This window comes from Mesorhizobium sp. WSM4820 (genome assembly GCF_055811075.1).
In genome coordinates this window covers 141,263-158,662 of sequence record NZ_JBVVQN010000003.1, presented here as the reverse complement: position 1 = coordinate 158,662, position 17,400 = coordinate 141,263, and the positions used below count along the sequence as shown (strand labels likewise).

Annotated in this window: 12 protein-coding genes; 10 read left to right on the top strand and 2 right to left on the bottom strand. The window is 60.5% G+C overall.

Annotated elements, in window-relative coordinates; genetic code table 11:
* The 3 genes from AC0L2R_RS06680 (at position 1) to AC0L2R_RS06670 (ending at position 2,867) form a co-directional block, all read left to right on the top strand.
* A complete protein-coding gene (locus tag AC0L2R_RS06680; RefSeq protein ID WP_023797971.1) occupies positions 1-999 on the top strand; it encodes an ABC transporter permease in 999 nt (332 codons plus the stop codon).
* On the top strand, positions 996-2,177 hold the full coding sequence (locus AC0L2R_RS06675; protein ID WP_091594734.1) for an ABC transporter permease: 1,182 nt from the start codon (positions 996-998) through the stop codon (positions 2,175-2,177). The genes AC0L2R_RS06680 and AC0L2R_RS06675 overlap by 4 nt, the downstream gene beginning before the upstream one ends.
* Positions 2,178-2,387: 210 nt before the next feature.
* The gene (locus AC0L2R_RS06670) at positions 2,388-2,867 is read left to right on the top strand and encodes a class I SAM-dependent methyltransferase (protein WP_473508182.1); all 480 of its coding nucleotides are present in this window, start codon (positions 2,388-2,390) and stop codon (positions 2,865-2,867) included.
* A gap of 36 nt (positions 2,868-2,903) precedes the next feature.
* Here the strand turns inward: AC0L2R_RS06670 and AC0L2R_RS06665 are convergent, their stop codons facing one another.
* Positions 2,904-4,319: a DUF5939 domain-containing protein gene (locus AC0L2R_RS06665; RefSeq protein WP_473508181.1), complete on the bottom strand. Its 1,416-nt coding sequence runs from the start codon at positions 4,317-4,319 to the stop codon at positions 2,904-2,906.
* A 191-nt stretch (positions 4,320-4,510) separates the two neighbouring features.
* Between AC0L2R_RS06665 and AC0L2R_RS06660 the strand changes: the two genes are divergently transcribed.
* From AC0L2R_RS06660 to AC0L2R_RS06640, 5 genes are all read left to right on the top strand, one after another.
* Positions 4,511-5,335, top strand: coding sequence for a hypothetical protein (locus AC0L2R_RS06660; protein ID WP_473508180.1), 825 nt, complete (start codon positions 4,511-4,513; stop codon positions 5,333-5,335).
* Positions 5,336-5,409: 74 nt separating this feature from the next.
* Positions 5,410-5,934, top strand: a complete 525-nt coding sequence (locus AC0L2R_RS06655) for a GNAT family N-acetyltransferase (RefSeq protein ID WP_473508179.1) — start codon at positions 5,410-5,412, stop codon at positions 5,932-5,934.
* A 58-nt stretch (positions 5,935-5,992) separates the two neighbouring features.
* Positions 5,993-7,378, top strand: a complete 1,386-nt coding sequence (locus AC0L2R_RS06650) for a hypothetical protein (protein ID WP_473508178.1) — start codon at positions 5,993-5,995, stop codon at positions 7,376-7,378.
* A 287-nt stretch (positions 7,379-7,665) separates the two neighbouring features.
* Positions 7,666-10,965 carry an ATP-binding protein gene (locus AC0L2R_RS06645; RefSeq protein ID WP_473508177.1) on the top strand — a complete coding sequence of 1,100 codons (3,300 nt, stop codon included), beginning with the start codon at positions 7,666-7,668 and terminating at the stop codon, positions 10,963-10,965.
* A gap of 19 nt (positions 10,966-10,984) precedes the next feature.
* Positions 10,985-11,665: a peroxiredoxin-like family protein gene (locus AC0L2R_RS06640; RefSeq protein WP_091594747.1), complete on the top strand. Its 681-nt coding sequence runs from the start codon at positions 10,985-10,987 to the stop codon at positions 11,663-11,665.
* Between the two features lie 38 nt (positions 11,666-11,703).
* Here AC0L2R_RS06640 and AC0L2R_RS06635 read toward each other — a convergent pair whose 3' ends face one another.
* Entirely contained in the window at positions 11,704-14,670 is a 2,967-nt protein-coding gene (locus AC0L2R_RS06635; protein ID WP_473508176.1) for a trifunctional glycosyltransferase/class I SAM-dependent methyltransferase/polysaccharide deacetylase, read from the bottom strand.
* Between the two features lie 915 nt (positions 14,671-15,585).
* Here AC0L2R_RS06635 and AC0L2R_RS06630 point away from each other — a divergent pair.
* Both AC0L2R_RS06630 and AC0L2R_RS06625 read left to right on the top strand, forming a co-directional pair.
* Positions 15,586-16,251 (top strand): hypothetical protein, encoded by a 666-nt coding sequence (locus AC0L2R_RS06630; RefSeq protein WP_473508174.1) that lies wholly within the window; start codon positions 15,586-15,588, stop codon positions 16,249-16,251.
* A gap of 7 nt (positions 16,252-16,258) precedes the next feature.
* The coding region (locus tag AC0L2R_RS06625; RefSeq protein ID WP_473508173.1) for a protein kinase family protein at positions 16,259-17,400 on the top strand (1,142 nt) is incomplete at its 3' end.

The following is a 17,400-nucleotide window of genomic DNA, read 5'->3' as shown; positions in this document are numbered from 1 at the left end:
GTGCTTCGATATTTTGTCTGGCGCATTGCCGTGATGGTTCCAACGCTGCTGGTCATATCGGCACTGGTGTTCACGATCATCGAACTTCCCCCTGGCGACTATTTCGACAGCTATGTTGCCGAGCTTCGGGCTCAGGGCGAAGCGGTGGATTCCGATCGCATCGAGATGATGCGCAAGGACTATGGTTTCGACCAGCCACCGGTCATTCGCTACTTCTACTGGGTCGGCGGGATGCTGCGCGGCGATTTTGGCTATTCCTTCGAATATGAGCTGCCGGTCCGCGACGTCGTCGGGGACCGAATGTGGCTGACCGTGCTGGTTTCCTTCGTCACGATCATCTTTACCTGGCTCATCGCCTTTCCGATCGGCATGTACTCCGCCACGCATCAATACAGCTGGGGCGACTACGGCCTGACTCTCTTCGGCCTTCTCGGCCTTGCCATTCCGAACTTCATGCTGGCGCTGATCCTGATGTATTTCGCCAACATCTGGTTCGGCACATCCATCGGCCATCTCATGGACCAGCAATATCTCGGCGAGCCGATGAGCTGGGCCAAGGCGAAGTCGATCCTCGCCCATCTCTGGATTCCGGTCTTGATCATCGGCACCGGGGGCACGGCAAGCATGATCCGGCGGCTGCGCGCCAATCTCCTCGACGAGCTACACAAGCAATATGTCGTGACCGCGCGCGCCAAGGGACTTCATCCGTTCAAGGCGCTGGTCAAATATCCGCTGCGCATGGCGCTCAATTTCTTCATTTCCGACATCGGCTCTATCCTACCGGCCATCATCTCCGGCGCCGAAATCACGGCGATCGTGCTGTCTTTGGAAACTACCGGGCCGATGCTGATCAAGGCGCTGCAAAGCCAGGACATGTACCTGGCAGGGTCGTTCCTCATGTTCCTCGCCTTCCTGACGGTCATCGGTGTCCTGATTTCCGACCTGGCGCTGGCGCTGCTTGATCCAAGAATTCGTTTGCAGGGCGGTAGCACCAAATGAGCACGCATTCGCCGCTGCCCGCTCCGGGTGCTCCGCTGCAACACTACGTTTCCACCGCGCCCTTTGACCTGGAGTCGGTCGAGGCGATGACGCCGGAGCAGTCGAAGGTCTTTCAGGCGTCGCAGTTGCGGCTGATGTGGTGGAAATTCCGGGAGCACCGGCTTGCCGTTATTTCAGGCATATTCCTGGCAGCGCTTTATTTCGGAATACTGATCTGCGAGTTCCTGGCCCCCTACAATCTGCACACGCGCAACATGGACTACATCTATTCGCCGCCGCAGCGGGTGCACCTGTTCCACAACGGCCAGTTCGTCGGGCCGTTCGTTTATGGCCGCCAGATGACGCTGGATATGGACACGCTCAAGCGGAACTACATCGAGAATCAAGATGATGTTCAGCGGATCCGTTTCTTCTGCAAGGGCGACAGTTATCGGTTCTGGGGCCTGATCGAAGGTGACAGGCATTTTGTCTGCCCTGCCGAAAACGGCCAGCTCTTTCTGGCCGGCACTGACAGGCTGGGGCGCGACGTGCTCTCGCGCATCATCTATGGCGCACGCATTTCACTGACAATCGGCCTCGTCGGCATCAGTTTCAGCTTCCTGCTCGGCATCGTCATCGGCGGACTGGCCGGCTATCACGGCGGTATATTCGACCTGATCGTTCAACGGATAATCGAAGTTCTGCAGTCAATCCCCAGCATCCCGCTATGGCTGGCTCTGGCTGCGATCATGCCGATAACCTGGAGTCCGATCCTGATCTATTTCGGCATCACCGTCATCCTCGGGCTGCTCGACTGGACCGGACTGGCGCGGGCCGTGCGTTCCAAGCTTCTAGCCTTGCGCGAGGAGGATTACGTTCTGGCCGCGCAATTGATGGGCGCCAGAAGCAGCCGCATCATCGGGCGGCATCTCATTCCCGGCTTCATGTCGCATCTGATCGCGACGGCCACGATCTCCATACCCGGCATGATCCTGGGCGAGACGGCGCTGAGCTTCCTCGGGCTCGGCCTGAGGGCGCCGATAACCAGCTGGGGCATCCTGCTCACCGAGGCGCGCAGCGTCAGCGTCATCGCGTTCTATCCATGGCTGCTTTTGCCGATGCTCCCCGTCATTCTCGTCATCCTGGCGTTCAACTTCCTCGGCGACGGCCTGCGGGACGCCGCAGATCCCTACAAGTGAGATCGCTATTCCGCCGCGCGCCGGCCGCCGACTCCACCCGGTATGATCCTGTCGGCAGCCTGTTCGGTTATTGCAGCGTTCATCGTTCGCCTCTATAGGTGCCGAGACGCAATCGGGGTTTAACACGTCGCCCTCGGGTTTCACCTGTGAACCGTTCTGGTCGCGGGCATTGCCCATCCGTTGGGCTGGTTTCAGGACACACAAACGCATATGACTCGCCTTGAGAATTTCATCAGCAGGATGACCGCACAGCGCGACATTCTCGATCAAGTTTGCCCCGAGGTGGCGAAGATGGAAGGGCTGGTGCTCGAGTTCGGCCTCGGCAACGGCCGGACGTTCCACCATCTGCGCGAGCGCCTGCCCGGACGCCGGATCGTGGTGTTCGACCGCGAACTTAGCGCACACGCCAGCTCAATTCCCAACGCTGAAGACTTCGTGCTCGGCGAAATACGCGAGACGGCGAAGAGGTTCATTGGCATCGACGCGGCTCTTGTTCATGCTGACATCGGCACCGGCTATGACGATCGCGATGCAGTGACCTCTACCTGGCTCCCCGATCTGATCGCGCGCCTGCTTCGCGTCGGCGGCTTCGCGGTCAGCGGCACGCCCCTCGAGCACCCGCTGTTGCAACGCCTCCAGCCGCCGCCTTCGGTGCCCGCCGATCGTTATTTTGTCTGCAGGCGCGTGTGAGGGGCCGAGACGACCCAAATCTTCGGGGCCAAATCTTCAGGGGATCATATATACTGCTATCTCCCGCTCAATGCCGCGCAGCGAGACGTCGTGGGGCACGGGCGTCAGCGCGTTCCTGTGCAACAGATCGGCGGTGAGATTGTCGCCGACTACGGCACGAGTGGCGAAGATCGCCTGTGCATTGGCAAGGTTCTGGACCCGCGAAGCAATGTTGACCGTCTGGCCGAAATAGTCCTGTCGCTCGTTCATGGACACGGCGATGCACGGGCCGGCATGGACTCCGATCTTGAGCAGCAGATCCTCGCGCCCGCTCTTGTCGTTGAGCTCACGCATGGCATCGCGCATCCTGAGGGCCGCAGCAATCGCACGATCAGGCGTCGCGAAGGTCGCCATCACCGCATCACCGATCGTCTTGACCACCGCGCCTGCCTCCGCCGCAACGATCTCGTGCAGAACCTGGAAATGCACGCGCACGAGATCGAAGGCCGAAAGATCGCCCACCCGCTCGTAAAGCTCGGTCGATCCGCGCAGGTCGGTGAACAGGAAGGTCAGGCTGGTGATTTTCAGGCGCTGGTCGATGTCGAGCGTATCCGTGCGATAGAGATCGCGGAACGTCTGGTTGGTGAGCAGGCGCTTGGCGGTCAGGAAGGGCCGGCGTTTACCCAGGAGACCATGCAATTCCTGGCCGGCGATGAAGACCGTCGGCAGCACGCGTGTGTCGGTCCTGTTCTCCAGCGAAATGCGCAACGGGCCGGGTTGCATCTCCAGCGTCTGGTTCTGGACATGGTCGCGGTCGAAGACCAAAGAGAGGCTTCGGCGCTCTTTTGTTGGTTCGCCCTTCACGTCGATGAACTGTGCTGAATGGGTGACCGGCTCGAAGACGATGACGAATTCAGACGGAAGCTGTATGGGCAGAACCGCCTTTTCGCCGGGGGCAAGCTCGATATCCTCCAGCGAGAACGCTTCGATCTTTTTCGCGAAATCCTCTTCCGGCAGATCGACGCCGGACGCCCAGTAGATCTGGCGGTAATATTCCAGCAAGGGCAGTTCGTGTGGATTGTGGGCGGCAATCCTGCGCACGCGGGGACTGACGGTGAATGTCACCTCGACCATCTCGTCGAGGGTCGGCGAATAGCCCTCGGAGCACAGCGCGCAGGTGTATTCGTCCTTCTGCAGGGTTTTCAGCGTGGCGTTTGTGTCGAGCACGCCGCCACAGCCGGGGCATAGAACATTCCAGGAAATGTCGAAGATGCCTACCCGTGCCGCATGGAGAAAGGCGCTTATGGCGCGTTCCTCGTCGAGGCCATGCTTGCTGGCGAAGGCTGGCGCATTGATGCGGCAAAGTTCGCGGTCCTTGCCCTCCGCGATGGTTCGCTTGATCGCGTCGATTGCCTGCGGATCGACACCGGTCGATTGCCGCAGAAGCGAGAACAGATCCTGAGCTTCGTTCATCGTGCAGGCTCCGGAAAATGCGCCCCCGGAGGCGTCTTTGGTCCCAGTACTCCATCTTACTTCGAAACGCATCCTACGGCCAATCGAATAGATGGGCATGGTGACAGTTCAATTTCCATTCGGCGGATTTTCACCGGCCGCAAGCGGCACTATGATGGTCCATGGGGCATTCATCTTGGGGACTTTCTCCCATGCCGACATCCAACAACCCGCCATTTCCCGCGGCCCTGCGCCTATTCTCTGTGGTGGTCATCATCGTGCTGATCGTAGGCGCCGGCCTGTTTTTCGCGCCTGTGCTGGTCAAGCCGCGCTGGCCTTGGGCCGTCACGCCGTTCAATGCCCGCTTCCTCGGCGGCTTCTACACCGCCGAAATAGTCGTGATGGCGGCGCTGCTGGTCTGGAATCGCTGGTCGCCCGGCAGGCTCGTGCTCGTCATGGCCTTCATCTTCACCGTCATCGTGTCGCTGGCTTCGTTCATCAATCTCGGCTATTTCAACTTCGAGCGCAAAGCGCCCTGGCTCTGGTTTTTGGTCTATCTCGCTTCGGTCGCGGTATCCGGGCTGTTCCTGTGGAGGGCCAAGGCCCGTCCTTCTGCAAAAGGCGTGACCTTAAATCCGGCATGGCGCGGCTACATGCCGGTGGAATCGGCGATCCTTGGGCTCTATGGCCTAGGCCTGTTGCTGTTTCCCCTGACATTCGGCAGCCTCTGGCCATGGCCGATCGATGCCTTCCATGCTCAGGTCTACAGCGCCATCTTCCTGGCCGGTGCGGGCGGTGTATATCTCGTCTGGAGAAGCGCGCCGCGCGAGGAACTGCTGGTGCTCGGCCTGGCGCAGTTTCTCACTGGCCTGCTTGCCATCCTTGGCCTCGTTATCACCGACGCTGCGGTGCACCGGATTGACTGGACAGCGACCAGGACATTGTGCTGGCTCGGCCTTCTCGGCTGGATCGGCATCAGCGGCGTCTTCAAATTCTACGCCGCCTCTCGGTATTTTAGCTCGCAATCGGCGTCATAGGTTGAAGAGACCGCTGGATTTTCAGGTGACGTCCGGTGCATCGTGGCGGGCCGATTGCCTTCGCCGGGAAAGCCATGACCACCACGACCTCGCCCTCCTCGGAGAAAATCCAGCCGCAGCTCCGGTCCGTCCGGCTAAGCGATGCGGATGCGCTTTGCGCTATCTTCAACATGCCGGGCTTCCGCTGGGGCACGCTCAGGATGCCCTTCGAGATGGTGGAGCAGGTGGAGCGGCGCATCGCCAAGTCCGGCCAGGAAACCACCTGGATCGTCGCCGAGCTGGACGGCAAGGTCGTCGGCCATGGCAGCCTGGTCGTGCAGGGTTCGCCGCGCCGTTCACATATCGGCGAGATCAATATCGGCGTTGACGATGCCTTTGTCGGCAAGGGTATCGGCTCTGCCATACTCGGCGCGCTGCTTGACGTGGCCGACAACTGGCGCGCCCTGAAGCGGGTCGAATTGACCGTCTTTGCCGACAACGAACCGGCCGTCCGTCTCTACACAAGCCACGGCTTCGAGGTCGAAGGCCGGCATGTGAAGGCCGGGTTTACCGACGGGCAGTACCACGACCTCCTGAGCATGGCCCGGCTGCGGTTCTGATATCCGCTATTGTCTGGTCTCCCTTGGCGTTTGCACGGCAAGCGGCTAGACGGGACCAATGACCGCCGTCTTTGACCCATCCCCTACGCCTCCGGCGGAAATTCTGGCAGTGCTGTCGCTGCTCTGCCCGGAAGTCGTGCGCGACATCGAGCAGAACTGGAATGCACCGGTTTCCGACTACGCCCGCCATCTGTGGCGGCCGGTGGCAAGGCCTGCATCGGGCCCGGCGATCGCTGCCCGCTCGATCCTGCGCGAAGTCCTGCATCAGCGCCTTGGTGTGATCATGCAGCCTGAAGAGATCGGCAAGGTCCTCGACGAGTTCGAGTCCAGACCGGTGATTCAGTCCGGCCTGCACTGCCTGCTTCTGATGGACCGGATCACCTTCGATGCCCTCCTGCTTGCCTGGCTCGGCGCGGTCGAAAACGGGCTGTCGGCCTTCTTCAGCTTCATGGGAACGACGATGACCATGGAGACAATTGGCCGGGAGGGGCCGGGATGGCTCGATGTCGGTGACGACAAGGTCAACCTGTTTGGCATGGGGCGCCACAAACTGTGCCGCAAAAGCGCCTGCGTGGCCGGTCCCGTCACCCTCAACAAGCGCGCGCTCGAAGCGGTGGGCGACGAAACGGATGCCAGCCGCTGGCTGGGCACACTGCTTGCCAGCCAGGACAAGGTGTTTGGAACCGCCGCCGATGCGCTGACAGCCCTCAACGAGGATCTGGTCGCCGATTGGGATCGTTCCGGCATGGCCCAGCCGGTTTTCATCGATGATCGGCTCGCCGCGGCTGCCATGGCGCGGCATCTGGAAAATGACGGCAGCCTTGTTTCCAGGCTGCTCCTTGAGCCCGCAAGGCGCCAGCGTCTCGAACGTGCCTTGCAAGCAGCCGCATCGAGCCCATTTGGCAGGTTCCTGCCCAATGCCACGGCCTATTTCTGGGGTATCCGCGAGGAGCGCGTGCGCAAGCTCGTCCTCGATAACGGGCACCTGATCGAGCCTGGCAGGCCGCATGGTCTTTCCATCCCGTTCGAGCGACCGCATCTCAGGCAGGCGCTGCTGGACGGCATGCTGCTGCCGAACTTGTTCCTGATGTTCCTGGTCCTTGCCATATTGCCGCGCGTGCGGGTTGTAGGCGGCCTGAGACAGATTGGTTATGTAGCGCTTTTCCACTCGATCCTGCTGGCTGCGCTAGATGAAAACGCGCCGGAAGAGCGCGATCTGGCTGCGGAGTTGCAGGTTCGGGAAAATGCCTGGGGCATGCGGGTCATCGACGAAAAGATCTCGGTCCGCGAGCAGCTTGCCGGCCTGCCGAAAGGGGCGGTCTTCCCGGACCTGCTCCGGCAATACCGTTTGCGGACGTTTGCCGAGGCGACCGACGACCTGAAGCTGGTTCGCGAAAACGCCCGATGGCGCAAGATCGGCCAGGCAGAGATCAAGGCGAACTGAGCCTACTTCAGGTTGATTTTCTGGTGCGCAACCGCAAGCGACGGCGATCTATCGGTGAGCCTCTGGCGTCTGATCCGGCCGCTTCCTTGACGCTGATGCATTTCGGGATTTCGACGACGGCTTCCGCCTCGATCGGCAGCGCTATGCCACCGGACCCACACGGATCGCTCGATGCCCATTTGCGCTGCCGCTTGCTGGTCGACGGCTATCGGTTCATTCTTGTGAACCTTGGCCGTGAAGTGCGTAGCGAGATCACGCCGTCACGGCCCCTAGTGAGGTCTTGTTCGATGGACTGCTCGGGCTGCGGTTTCGAGGTTGAGGGCGGTTACGCTTTCTGTCCGAGGTGTGGCAGGCGCCAGCCAGTGCCATGCGCCAGTTGCGGCTACCGCTGCGCACCTGATTTCGAGTTCTGTCCGAAATGTGGGGCAAGCGTCGGGGCGCCCGCAAAAGCCGTCGAACGGCCTGCTCCGACGCCAAGCCGGACCATTGTGCAGCCTTCTCGAACTCCGTCGCTGCTTCCGAACATCGAAAGCGAAGATGGGCTGTATCCCGTCTCTGACGCCGATCGCCGGACGGTAACGGTCCTGTTCGCCGACCTTTGCGGCTTCACGACACTCAGCGAGCAGCTCGACCCCGAGGTCATGCAAGCGCTGCAGAACGAACTGTTCAAGGAATTGACGGCGGCCGTGCGAAACTTTGGCGGTTTCGTCGACAAATTCATCGGCGATGCACTGCTCGCTTTGTTCGGTGCGCCGGTCGCGCATGAGGACGATCCGGAACGTGCGCTTCGCGCCGCTCTCGACATGATCGCCCGGACGGCGCGGCTCGGCGAAGGCACCCCCCACTCCGGCTCGCCTCTGTCACTCCATATCGGCATAAACACTGGTCCGGTCGTCACTGGCGGATTTGGCGTCGGCACGGCCAAATCCTATTCGGTGACCGGCGACACAGTGAATACGGCGCAACGCCTGCAATCGCTGGCCGCACCGGGTGAGGTGCTGGTAGGCGAGCTCACTCACAGGCTGACCCGGCATGCCTTCTCTTACGAGTCGCTGGGTGATGTCGTGCTTCGCGGCAAGGCTGGCAGTGTGCTCGTCCATCGGCTGGATGCACCGCTTGCGGCCCCGCGTGCAGCACGTGGGCTCGAGGTGCTCGGCCTCAGTGCGCCGATGATAGGTCGTGGTGCCGAGCTCAATAGAATGCTGGCCAGCCTTGACCAGGCGTGCGGCGGCTCGGCCCAACTTGTCCGCCTCGTCGGAGAAGCCGGTATCGGGAAATCGCGGCTGGTGAAGGAGTTCGTCGCCCGCGTCGGCGACGAGGATCGTTTTCGCAACGTCGCCGTGCGGCTGGCCACGTGCTCACCGCTGGGCGAACAATCATTTGGCGCCTTGGGCGCAGTGGTGCGCAGCGCTGCCGGGATGATGCAGAACGACAATGGGGACGAAATGCGGGGAAAGCTCGCAGGCTTGCTTGCGAATCTCGGCCTGGAGGGCGAGGAGGCGAAGCGGCTGATGCCTTTGCTCTACCATGTGCTCGGCCTTGGCGACCCCGATGCCACCTTGCAGCATGTCGAGCCCGAGCAGCTGCGGCGGCAAATTCTCTACGCAGTCCGCACAATCATCGAACGGCGGCTTGCGTTGTCGCCGCTGTTGATTGTCGTCGAAGACCTGCACTGGGCCGACGCCGTGTCGCTCGAGGCACTACGTTTCGTGATGGACAGGTTGGAACGGACGCGCTTGATGTTGCTGGTCACGCATCGTCCGGCGCCGGACAACGACCAGCTCGGCTCAAGCCGGGTCAGTCACACAGCGCTCAGGCTTTCGCCGCTCAACAATGATGAAGGTCGCAGCCTGCTGGCGGCGCTTTTCGGCGAAAGCTGGGTAAACTCCGCAGGAGGGCTTCTCGACCAGATCCTCGAGCGCGCGGGTGGCAACCCCCTCTTTGTAGAGGAGATCGTCCGCGGCCTTATCGATCGCGGCGTACTGATGCGCGAGGGCCAGCGATGGCGGACTGCGGCAGGCGAAGTCGCAACCGGCATTCCCGCCACTATCCAGGCAATGTTGCTTGCTCGCGTCGATCGGCTGCCCCAAGAGGTGCGCCGGTTGGCCCAGGAAGCCGCGGTCATCGGCCCGCGCTTCGATGCCACAGTTCTGAAAGCCGTGACGTCCGATCCCGGCCGGCTGGAAGCCGGCTGCGAACTGCTTTGCGATGCGGAAATCATCGAGGAAGTTGCCGGATCAGGCTCGGTCTCGTCGCAAAGCTACCGCTTTACGCAAACATTGCTGCAGGATGTGATCTACCAGAACATGCTCCTGCAACGCCGGACCGACATCCACGGGCGGGTCGGTGCTGCCTTGGAGCAATTGTGCGGCGACAAGCCGGAACGGCTCGAGGATTTGACCGTGCTCGGTCATCATTTCGCACAGAGCGCCGAGCGGGAGAGAGGCGCGCATTACCTGCAGGCGGCGGGCGATCGCGCTCGCATGATATACGCCAACGACGACGCACTTCGTTTCTACGAGCGAGCACTGACTGCGTTGAGCGCGATCGGGCAAACACCGCTCAAACTGGAAATTGCAGAGCGCATTGCCGATTTGAGCGGCCCGATGGGCCGCCGCGAGATCGCGCACCGGCACTACGAAACGGTGTTGCAGGCATACCGCGAGTCAGCCAATCGTGTCGCGTCGGCGCGCGTTTTGCGAAAGATGGGTCGGCTGCTCTGGGACGTCGGCAAGCGGGACAACGCAGAATCCCGCTATGCTGAAGCGGCAGCGCTCCTCGATGGAGCGGATGCCCCGATCGAGCAGGCGCATCTCTGGCAAGAACGTGGCCGACAGGCGTTCCGTAGCGGAGATCACGCTCTCGCGGCAAAATGGGCAGACGCGGCGCTGGATTGCGTACGCTCTCTGACGACGGAGCATGTCTCCGAGGTAGGGTGTGATGCCACCCTTGTGACCGCCGAGGCACTTAATACCAAGGCTGTCGCGCTGGCTCGCCTTGGGCGAAACCGTGAAGCCGTGCGTCAGGTTGAGCGTAGCATTGAATTGGCCGAAGCCGCCGGTCTGCTGGGCGCGGCCTGCCGCGGCTACACCAATCTGGGCGTGCTTTACACGACCATCGATCCGGCACAGGCGATGGAGGTCTGTCGGCGCGGTCTTGAAGTGGCGCGCCATATTGGTGATTTGGGTTTCCAGGCGCGCCTCCTCGCCAATCTGGCGGTCGCTTGTTGTACTTTCACGGATCGCTGTCCAACGGAGGGCGTGCCTGCTGCCGAGAAGGCCATCGAGATCGACCGGGCGCTCGACCAGCGCGAGCACCTGCCGGTGCCGTTGATCGTGCTTGGGCAGATCCACCAGTGCAACGGCCATCCGGAACTAGCGGTTGGCTTGTTCCACGAAGCACTGGACGTAGCCCGCGAAACGGGCGAACCCCAACTGCTGTTTCCGTGCTATGATGGTCTCGCAACGCTCAATCTCGACCTCGACAATCTGGCCGAGGCCGAACGCTACTTTTCCCTGGCGCAGGGTATATGCGCCCAGCACGGGCTCGACCCGGAAGCGCTTGTGGTGCTGCCTTTTCTCGATTAACCGGGGTCGGAGGTTGGAAATGTCCGCGCGTAGCGACTTGGTACCGCTTCAACCGGGCGACCGTGCGCCGAACGTGGTACTCGACGCCATTACCCAGGAAGGCAAGATAGCGCTTGACGACTTTCGCGGACAAAAGCCGGTGCTGGTCGGCCTGTTTCGAGGTCTGCATTGTGCGTTTTGCCGGCGCCATATCGCCGCCCAGGCGCGGCTTGATCCGGAGCTGCGCGAAAAGGGCGTGGAGAGCCTGACGGTGGTCAACACGCCGATCGAACGGGCGCGTCTCTATTTCCGCTACCACCCGATGCCGAATCTGCTTGCGGCCTCCGACCCTGAACGCGCATCACATCGTGCTTTTGGACTGCCCAATCTCGAATTCACCGAAAACGAGACGAACTGGCCGTACAAGGTCTCGATGGCAGCGGCAAAGGATATGCGGGTCGACATACCAGGCGAGTTGCCTGGTCCTATGGATCCTATTGCTGCCAGCGAACTCCTCAACAAGAGGGACCATTACGAACTGACCGAAGCCGACGAGCAGATGATCGCAACCGGACACGGACAACTGGTCGGTCAGTTCCTGCTGGACCGGCAGGGGATCGTCCGCTGGAGCTTCACCGAGATTCCAGAGGGTGGGCGATACATGTTTGGGGCGCCAAACCCGCAGGAGCTGATGTCAGCCGTTTCCCAAGTCGCCCAATAGACTAGCGAACGAGGTAAACGGGCGGGACACTGACAAGTTCACCGCTCTTCGAGCACCGCCTCGACCTTGGCAACAAAGTCATCGAGTGAGCGATCCCCGCGAATTTCGATGCGCGGAAGGTCGATGGGATCGCAATCGAGGTCCGCCGGCCCGTGTCTGCCGCCGAAGCCGATCCGATAGCCGCACTCCTTGGCCAGCCGGCCAAGCCGTCGGTCGGTGACAGAGAAGGGTGCCGCGAACGCCGTGGTTGGCCGACCGGTCCACCGTTCGATGAACATGCGAGAGCGCAGGAGCTCGGCGGCCAAGTCAGAACTCGACAGACCATCGATCGCGCGATGCGTCGCCAGATGGCTTCCGAAGAACGCACCTTCGGCGGCGAGACGTCGCACCGTGCCGGCGTCCATAAGCGGCGTCGGCGGGCCGCTGTCGGCGTCCCACAGTGCACTTTCCCCCACCAGGTCCGTCACCAGGAACACTTCCGCGGTCAGGTCGTTCGCGCGCAAGATCGGCCAGGCATGGTCGGCAAAGTTCTGGAAGCCGTCGTCGAAGGTGATGAGCACTGGGCGGCCGGCGACAGGTTGACGGTTGGCGATGAACCGTTCCAGCTGCTCGGACATGATGGCGTGAAAGCCATTGGCGCGCAGCCATGCCATCTGGCCATGGAATGCGGCGGGCGCGAGCCGAAAACGGGCGAGCGCGGCCGGACCTTCGTCGGCGACGCTGTGATACATGAGGACAGGGATACGCTGCCGACGCTCGCTACGCGCAACGTCGCGGCGCAGGGCCCGCGCCCCGCCCCAGACGATATTTCGCGCGACCCCGATTTCGAGGCGCGCGCGGATTGGCGCATGATCAATCATCGGTTCCGTCGCCGCCTCGTCCGGTGACTGGCGGCGGAAGCGGTCTACGCGATAGAGCTCGGTCTGGATCGATTGATCGAGGACGAGACCTTCGGTCCCTGCCAGCGTCTCTGAGATCGCTTGTGCACCGAATGTGTTCCAGTCGAAGCCGGTCCTTTCAACATTGTCACGTAAGACGAATGCGTGTGCGTTGATGAAACTGCCGCCAGGCGCCAATGCGTCAACGATTTTTTTGGCGAAGCGCCGCAGCTCGGCGAGATCATCCAGATAATAGAGCACTTCCGAACAGACGATCAGGTCCATCTCACCAGGCAGCGTGTCCGCGCAAAAGTCCAATACGCCGAACTCGACATTCGGCTGATCGCTGCATCGCGCGCGCGCTCGCCCGATAGCTACGGCGGAGATGTCGGTTGCGGTCAAATGGCTCACTCGCGGCGCCAGCTGCCGCGTGAAGTGCCCCTCCGCGCAGGCCAGCTCAAGCGCTCGTCCGATCGGGCCGGCAGGCAGAATTTCGAGCTGCCGCTCATATTTTTCCTGCTCATAGGAGGAACCGTAGTTCCAGGGATCCTCGGTCGCGAAATAGCCATTCCAGAACGACGTGCGATCCATGTCGTGCCTGGGCCGTGCGCGGCGCGGCGCCGCAGGAGGCGCCGCAGCTTCGGCGCTCGACCGAACCAGCCTCCGCGCTTCCGCGGCCAACCGCGCGAGTTTGCCAAAGTGGCTGTCCGGATCGGGTCCGCGTTCAGCTGTGGCCGACAATGCCTCGGCTGCGAGCGTGTTTGACGTGTCGGCGCCGGCGGCCTGTTGCGGTACAGGTGATCGTCTCGCAAACCTTGCCGCACTGTCTACAAGCCGCTCAGCGGCCACGACATTCTGGATCAATTCAATCCAATGGCGCCTTGTCACTTTCCCGAGTACGCCGAACTGCACGACAGCCTCGATCTGGCTATCCATCATCAGATAGGCATAAATTTGATCGATTCCTTCCGGAACTTCGATCGAGGTCGGATTTCGAATATCGACGCGAATTCCAAGCGTCCGCGCCAGCCGGCGCGGCGCGGCAAGATCGTCGAAGTCGAGAAGCATTTCCTCAAGGTGATACTGGACGCGGCGACCCGCGACGGGATCGTCCCAGACCTTGCCGAGTTCGGTGATCAACTCGGTGAGGGAGCCGCCGAACCTGTCCCATCTGGCAGCCAATTGCGCTGGCACCGATAGGCTTCCTACCATAAGGCCATCGAAGGCCACCTTGGCGATCTCACGCGCCCACTTACGTCCTGCCGGGAGCGCGCGCAGGAACTGCGGGCTGATCGAGCGGCGGCCGCTGCCGCAATCCGACGCGGCGTTCCACAACGCGAACCACGCGAGTGCTTCGGAAGCGGTGCGGCCGTTCGTTTCGATCGCACCATTGGCGTGAGCCGATGCCGGCTTTTTGACCCTGGGATCAGGAGAAAAGCCGCGGGCGATCACGATTTCCGCATCGGCCAGCATCTGTGTCGAATTGCGGGTGAGCGAGTTGGGACTGGTCCGATAGAAAGCGAGCGGTTCGTCGACCATCACCCAACGTTTGCCTAGACGTGCCAGGCGCTGCCACAGATCCCAGTCCTCGCAGGTGCGCAACGAAACATCGAAGCCGCCCAACTCGACAATTGTCTTCCGGTCGACGAGCAACGCGTGAGTGCGGATGGGGCAACGGCGCGCGAATGTTTCGAAGGGCTGGATCGCAACCTCCGTCGGGATGCTCGACGGGGTGAGTTCGCCATCGGGCATCACGCGCCGGGAACCGCAATAGGCGGTGACCGCATCGGGCGCGGCTTCAAGTGCGGCCAGCATTTTCGCAAGGAAGCCGGCGTCCACCCAATCGTCCGCATCCAGGAACATGAGCCAGCGTCCGCGCGCAGTCGAAATCCCGCTATTGCGCGCGCCGGCGGCGCTATACGCAGAAGCGCTCAACGTCCGAAACCGGGCATCGTGCTCCACATAGCCGGCGATGATCGCGGCGGTGGCGTCCGTGGAGACGTCGTCGACGACGATCGCCTCCCAATCCACTATTTCCTGATCGACAACGCAATCGAGTGCGCGCGGCAGCGTTACCTCCGCGTTGTGCGCAGGAACCACGATTGAAACCAAGGGATTATGCGCCACGCCGTCTTACCCGCGCCTGGTTCGAAGGTAGAACAAGAGTCCCGAAACATAGCCGGCGATTTCCTGCCAAAGGAAACGGTCCTCAGCGACACCGCGTCCAAACAGTCTCCTGCGAACGCTTCCGAGCCGCCGCGACGCCGCCATTTGGCTGCAGAGCGAGCTTGCTCCTGTCGTGCTACCGATGTTGGAAGCCGGGCGCAGCATTCGCATCCGTGCCGCCGAGCTTGGGCGCCAGCTGTCGCAAAGGGACGTCAAGGCCAAGCATGCCGCATAGTCATGTCGTCGGTCCCCGGAGTCGGCGCCATGACCACGAGCTGCGGTCCCTGGCATCGTGCAATAGCTATGGCAACCTGACGTCTTTTGCAATCGGGACGCAATAGATACAAGCCCACTGAAGCGTTGGTGTGAATGACTGCAGTGATTGGGACTATTGCTCCCCGCCTATCGACCGAAACGCCTCGATTCGGAGGTGCATTCTCGAACAGCCGTTCTCCGTGCGAAACAAGACCTTCCTTCTACCGTTGGGCCCGCATCGGAAGCTGATCGTCGCAGTATACAGCCGGGTGCGAGACAGTATGTGCACCGCCAGACCCGCTATTTTAGATACTTCTAATGAATATGCGCTACTTAATTGAGTTCCAAGTAGCTATAGACTGACATTGTATTACTCATTTCTATAGTAGATTGCGTCAAATGGTCGATTAGATTAGCCGGTTATGACTGCTATCACGAAGAGATGTGCGGGCGACGTAACTCGGAACCCGTTCATTTGCCGCTAGTCAAGAGATGTAAAAGGGACCCACGAATTGGCTTAAGGCAAGAAGATTCCGGCTTGCGAGCCGGCTATTTTGCTGACATGTTTGGGCGTTTTTGGGTTTTGCACTGTGGCAGGTGTTCAAATGAAGGGGCATAAGGATGGCTAAGGAATCTTCGAGTACCGCTTCTTCGGCAAGTAAAGCGGACGAAAATTTGATAAACAATCCAGATGGAAACGGGCTGGCCTTCATGGGGGTCCAGGCCCGCGAGAGCGGGGTGCCCGGCGACGCTGTAGGTGTCGACAAGATACGTGATCTGCTGTTCGGCAACCAGATGCAGGACTACGACCGCCGTTTTTCCAAGCTTGAAGAACGGTTCTTGCAGCGCTTCAAGGATGTCGAATCCGAGGCCAAGCGCAATCTTGAAATGTACGAGTCGAATGCAAAGAAGCAGGTCGAATCGCTCGCGGCGCAATTGCGGAACGAAAAAGATGCACGAGCCGAGGCCGACAAGGAGATTGACCGGAATCTTCGCGAGCAAAATCAGGCGCTTGAAAAGCAGGTGCGCGCGTTGTCGGATCAATTGAGCGAGCTTGAGCGCGAAGTGGCGGACCGGATAAATCGAAGCGATCAATTGCTGCGTGAGGAAATCAAGCAAAAGAATGAAAGCATTCAGATGCTGATTGAGAAAATGTTTTCCGATCTCAGCAACGTCAAGACCGACCGAAATCTTTTGGCCGGCCTGTTTGTCGAGGTTGCAAAATGTCTAAATCAGGATCCCGTCGGCAGCAAGCACAACTCGGAACGCAGCTGGAAAGTGAGTTGATCGGAACTTGACGTCGACCGTCGACCCAATCAGCCTTCCTCAAAGAGCAGCTTCGAACGATCCAGAGATTGATCGCGAGGCTCTGGCTAATCTTTTGGTCGAAATTGCCCGGAACGTCGATCCGGACTATCGTGCGCGTCTCGACGGAGTTCCAACCGCCGATCCTCGCATGGAAACGCTGCGCCAGTTGCTGGTCGGCCGCGAAATTTCGGAGCTTTCACGAGTTGCGCACCTGCTCGACGAACCTGAGCAGCTTGCGTCTGCAGTGGGGGGTGTTCTCCCCAGCGCAGCCGCACGTGCGCCTCATGTACAACTCGGCGAGGCCCTTACGCCAGCTGTCGAGAGGGCCGTGCAACGGTCCATCCAGAAGAGCCCGCGTACGCTTACGGATATATTATACCCGGTGTTTCTGCCGGCAATTCGCAAGTCGATCGGGGAAAAGATCGATCAGACCTTTCAGTCGCTGAATGAAACTCTAAGACATATATTTACCTGGCATGGGCTCAAGTGGAGATTTGAAGCTTGGAGAACGGGTGCAAGCTTCTCAGAAGTTGTTCTTAAGCATTCTCTTGTCTATCGTGTAGAGCATGTATTTCTCATTAACCGCAATTCCGGGATTTTGATAGCGCATGTAACAGCCGATAATGCAACGAGCGAAGATCCTCAACTCATTTCTTCGATGCTTAGTGCTATTCAAGATTTTGTGAAAGACTCATTTAACGAGAAAGAACAAAGCGGCCTGGACACTATCCGTTTCGGAGAGCTTCGTCTCTGGTCGGAAGTTGGACCGTTTGCGACCTTGGTCGCGGTGATCCGGGGAAATCCGCCAGAGGAATTACATGAAATCGTTCGCGATGTGTTGTTTCGCATCCATGATGAATACTCCCAGGCTTTAGAGCAGTTTGACGGCGACAGTTCGCAGTTGGCCGGCATAGAGGCGCAGTTGCAATCCTGCGTTGAACTGAAGCAGGAGGACTCAAACCAGGGATTTCCGTGGCTGGTGGTGGCTGCAGTCCTGCTGGTTTTGATTCCAGCAGGCGGTTGGTTCTTTCTTTCCTGGCAATCCGGGCAACGCTGGCAGGCCTATGTGTCGCGACTGGGAACCCAGCCGGGCATCATCGTTGCCGAACAAAAGGTGCGCGATGGCCA

Excerpts from the sequence above, each read along its gene's own strand:
- AC0L2R_RS06675 (WP_091594734.1), top strand. The coding sequence starts at position 996 with ATGAGCACGCATTCGCCGCTGCCCGCTCCGGGTGCTCCGCTGCAACAC.
- AC0L2R_RS06670 (WP_473508182.1), top strand. The coding sequence starts at position 2,388 with ATGACTCGCCTTGAGAATTTCATCAGCAGGATGACCGCACAGCGCGAC.
- AC0L2R_RS06665 (WP_473508181.1), bottom strand. The coding sequence starts at position 4,319 with ATGAACGAAGCTCAGGATCTGTTCTCGCTTCTGCGGCAATCGACCGGT.
- AC0L2R_RS06660 (WP_473508180.1), top strand. The coding sequence starts at position 4,511 with ATGCCGACATCCAACAACCCGCCATTTCCCGCGGCCCTGCGCCTATTC.
- AC0L2R_RS06655 (WP_473508179.1), top strand. The coding sequence starts at position 5,410 with ATGACCACCACGACCTCGCCCTCCTCGGAGAAAATCCAGCCGCAGCTC.
- AC0L2R_RS06650 (WP_473508178.1), top strand. The coding sequence starts at position 5,993 with ATGACCGCCGTCTTTGACCCATCCCCTACGCCTCCGGCGGAAATTCTG.
- AC0L2R_RS06645 (WP_473508177.1), top strand. The coding sequence starts at position 7,666 with ATGGACTGCTCGGGCTGCGGTTTCGAGGTTGAGGGCGGTTACGCTTTC.
- AC0L2R_RS06640 (WP_091594747.1), top strand. The coding sequence starts at position 10,985 with ATGTCCGCGCGTAGCGACTTGGTACCGCTTCAACCGGGCGACCGTGCG.
- AC0L2R_RS06630 (WP_473508174.1), top strand. The coding sequence starts at position 15,586 with ATGGCTAAGGAATCTTCGAGTACCGCTTCTTCGGCAAGTAAAGCGGAC.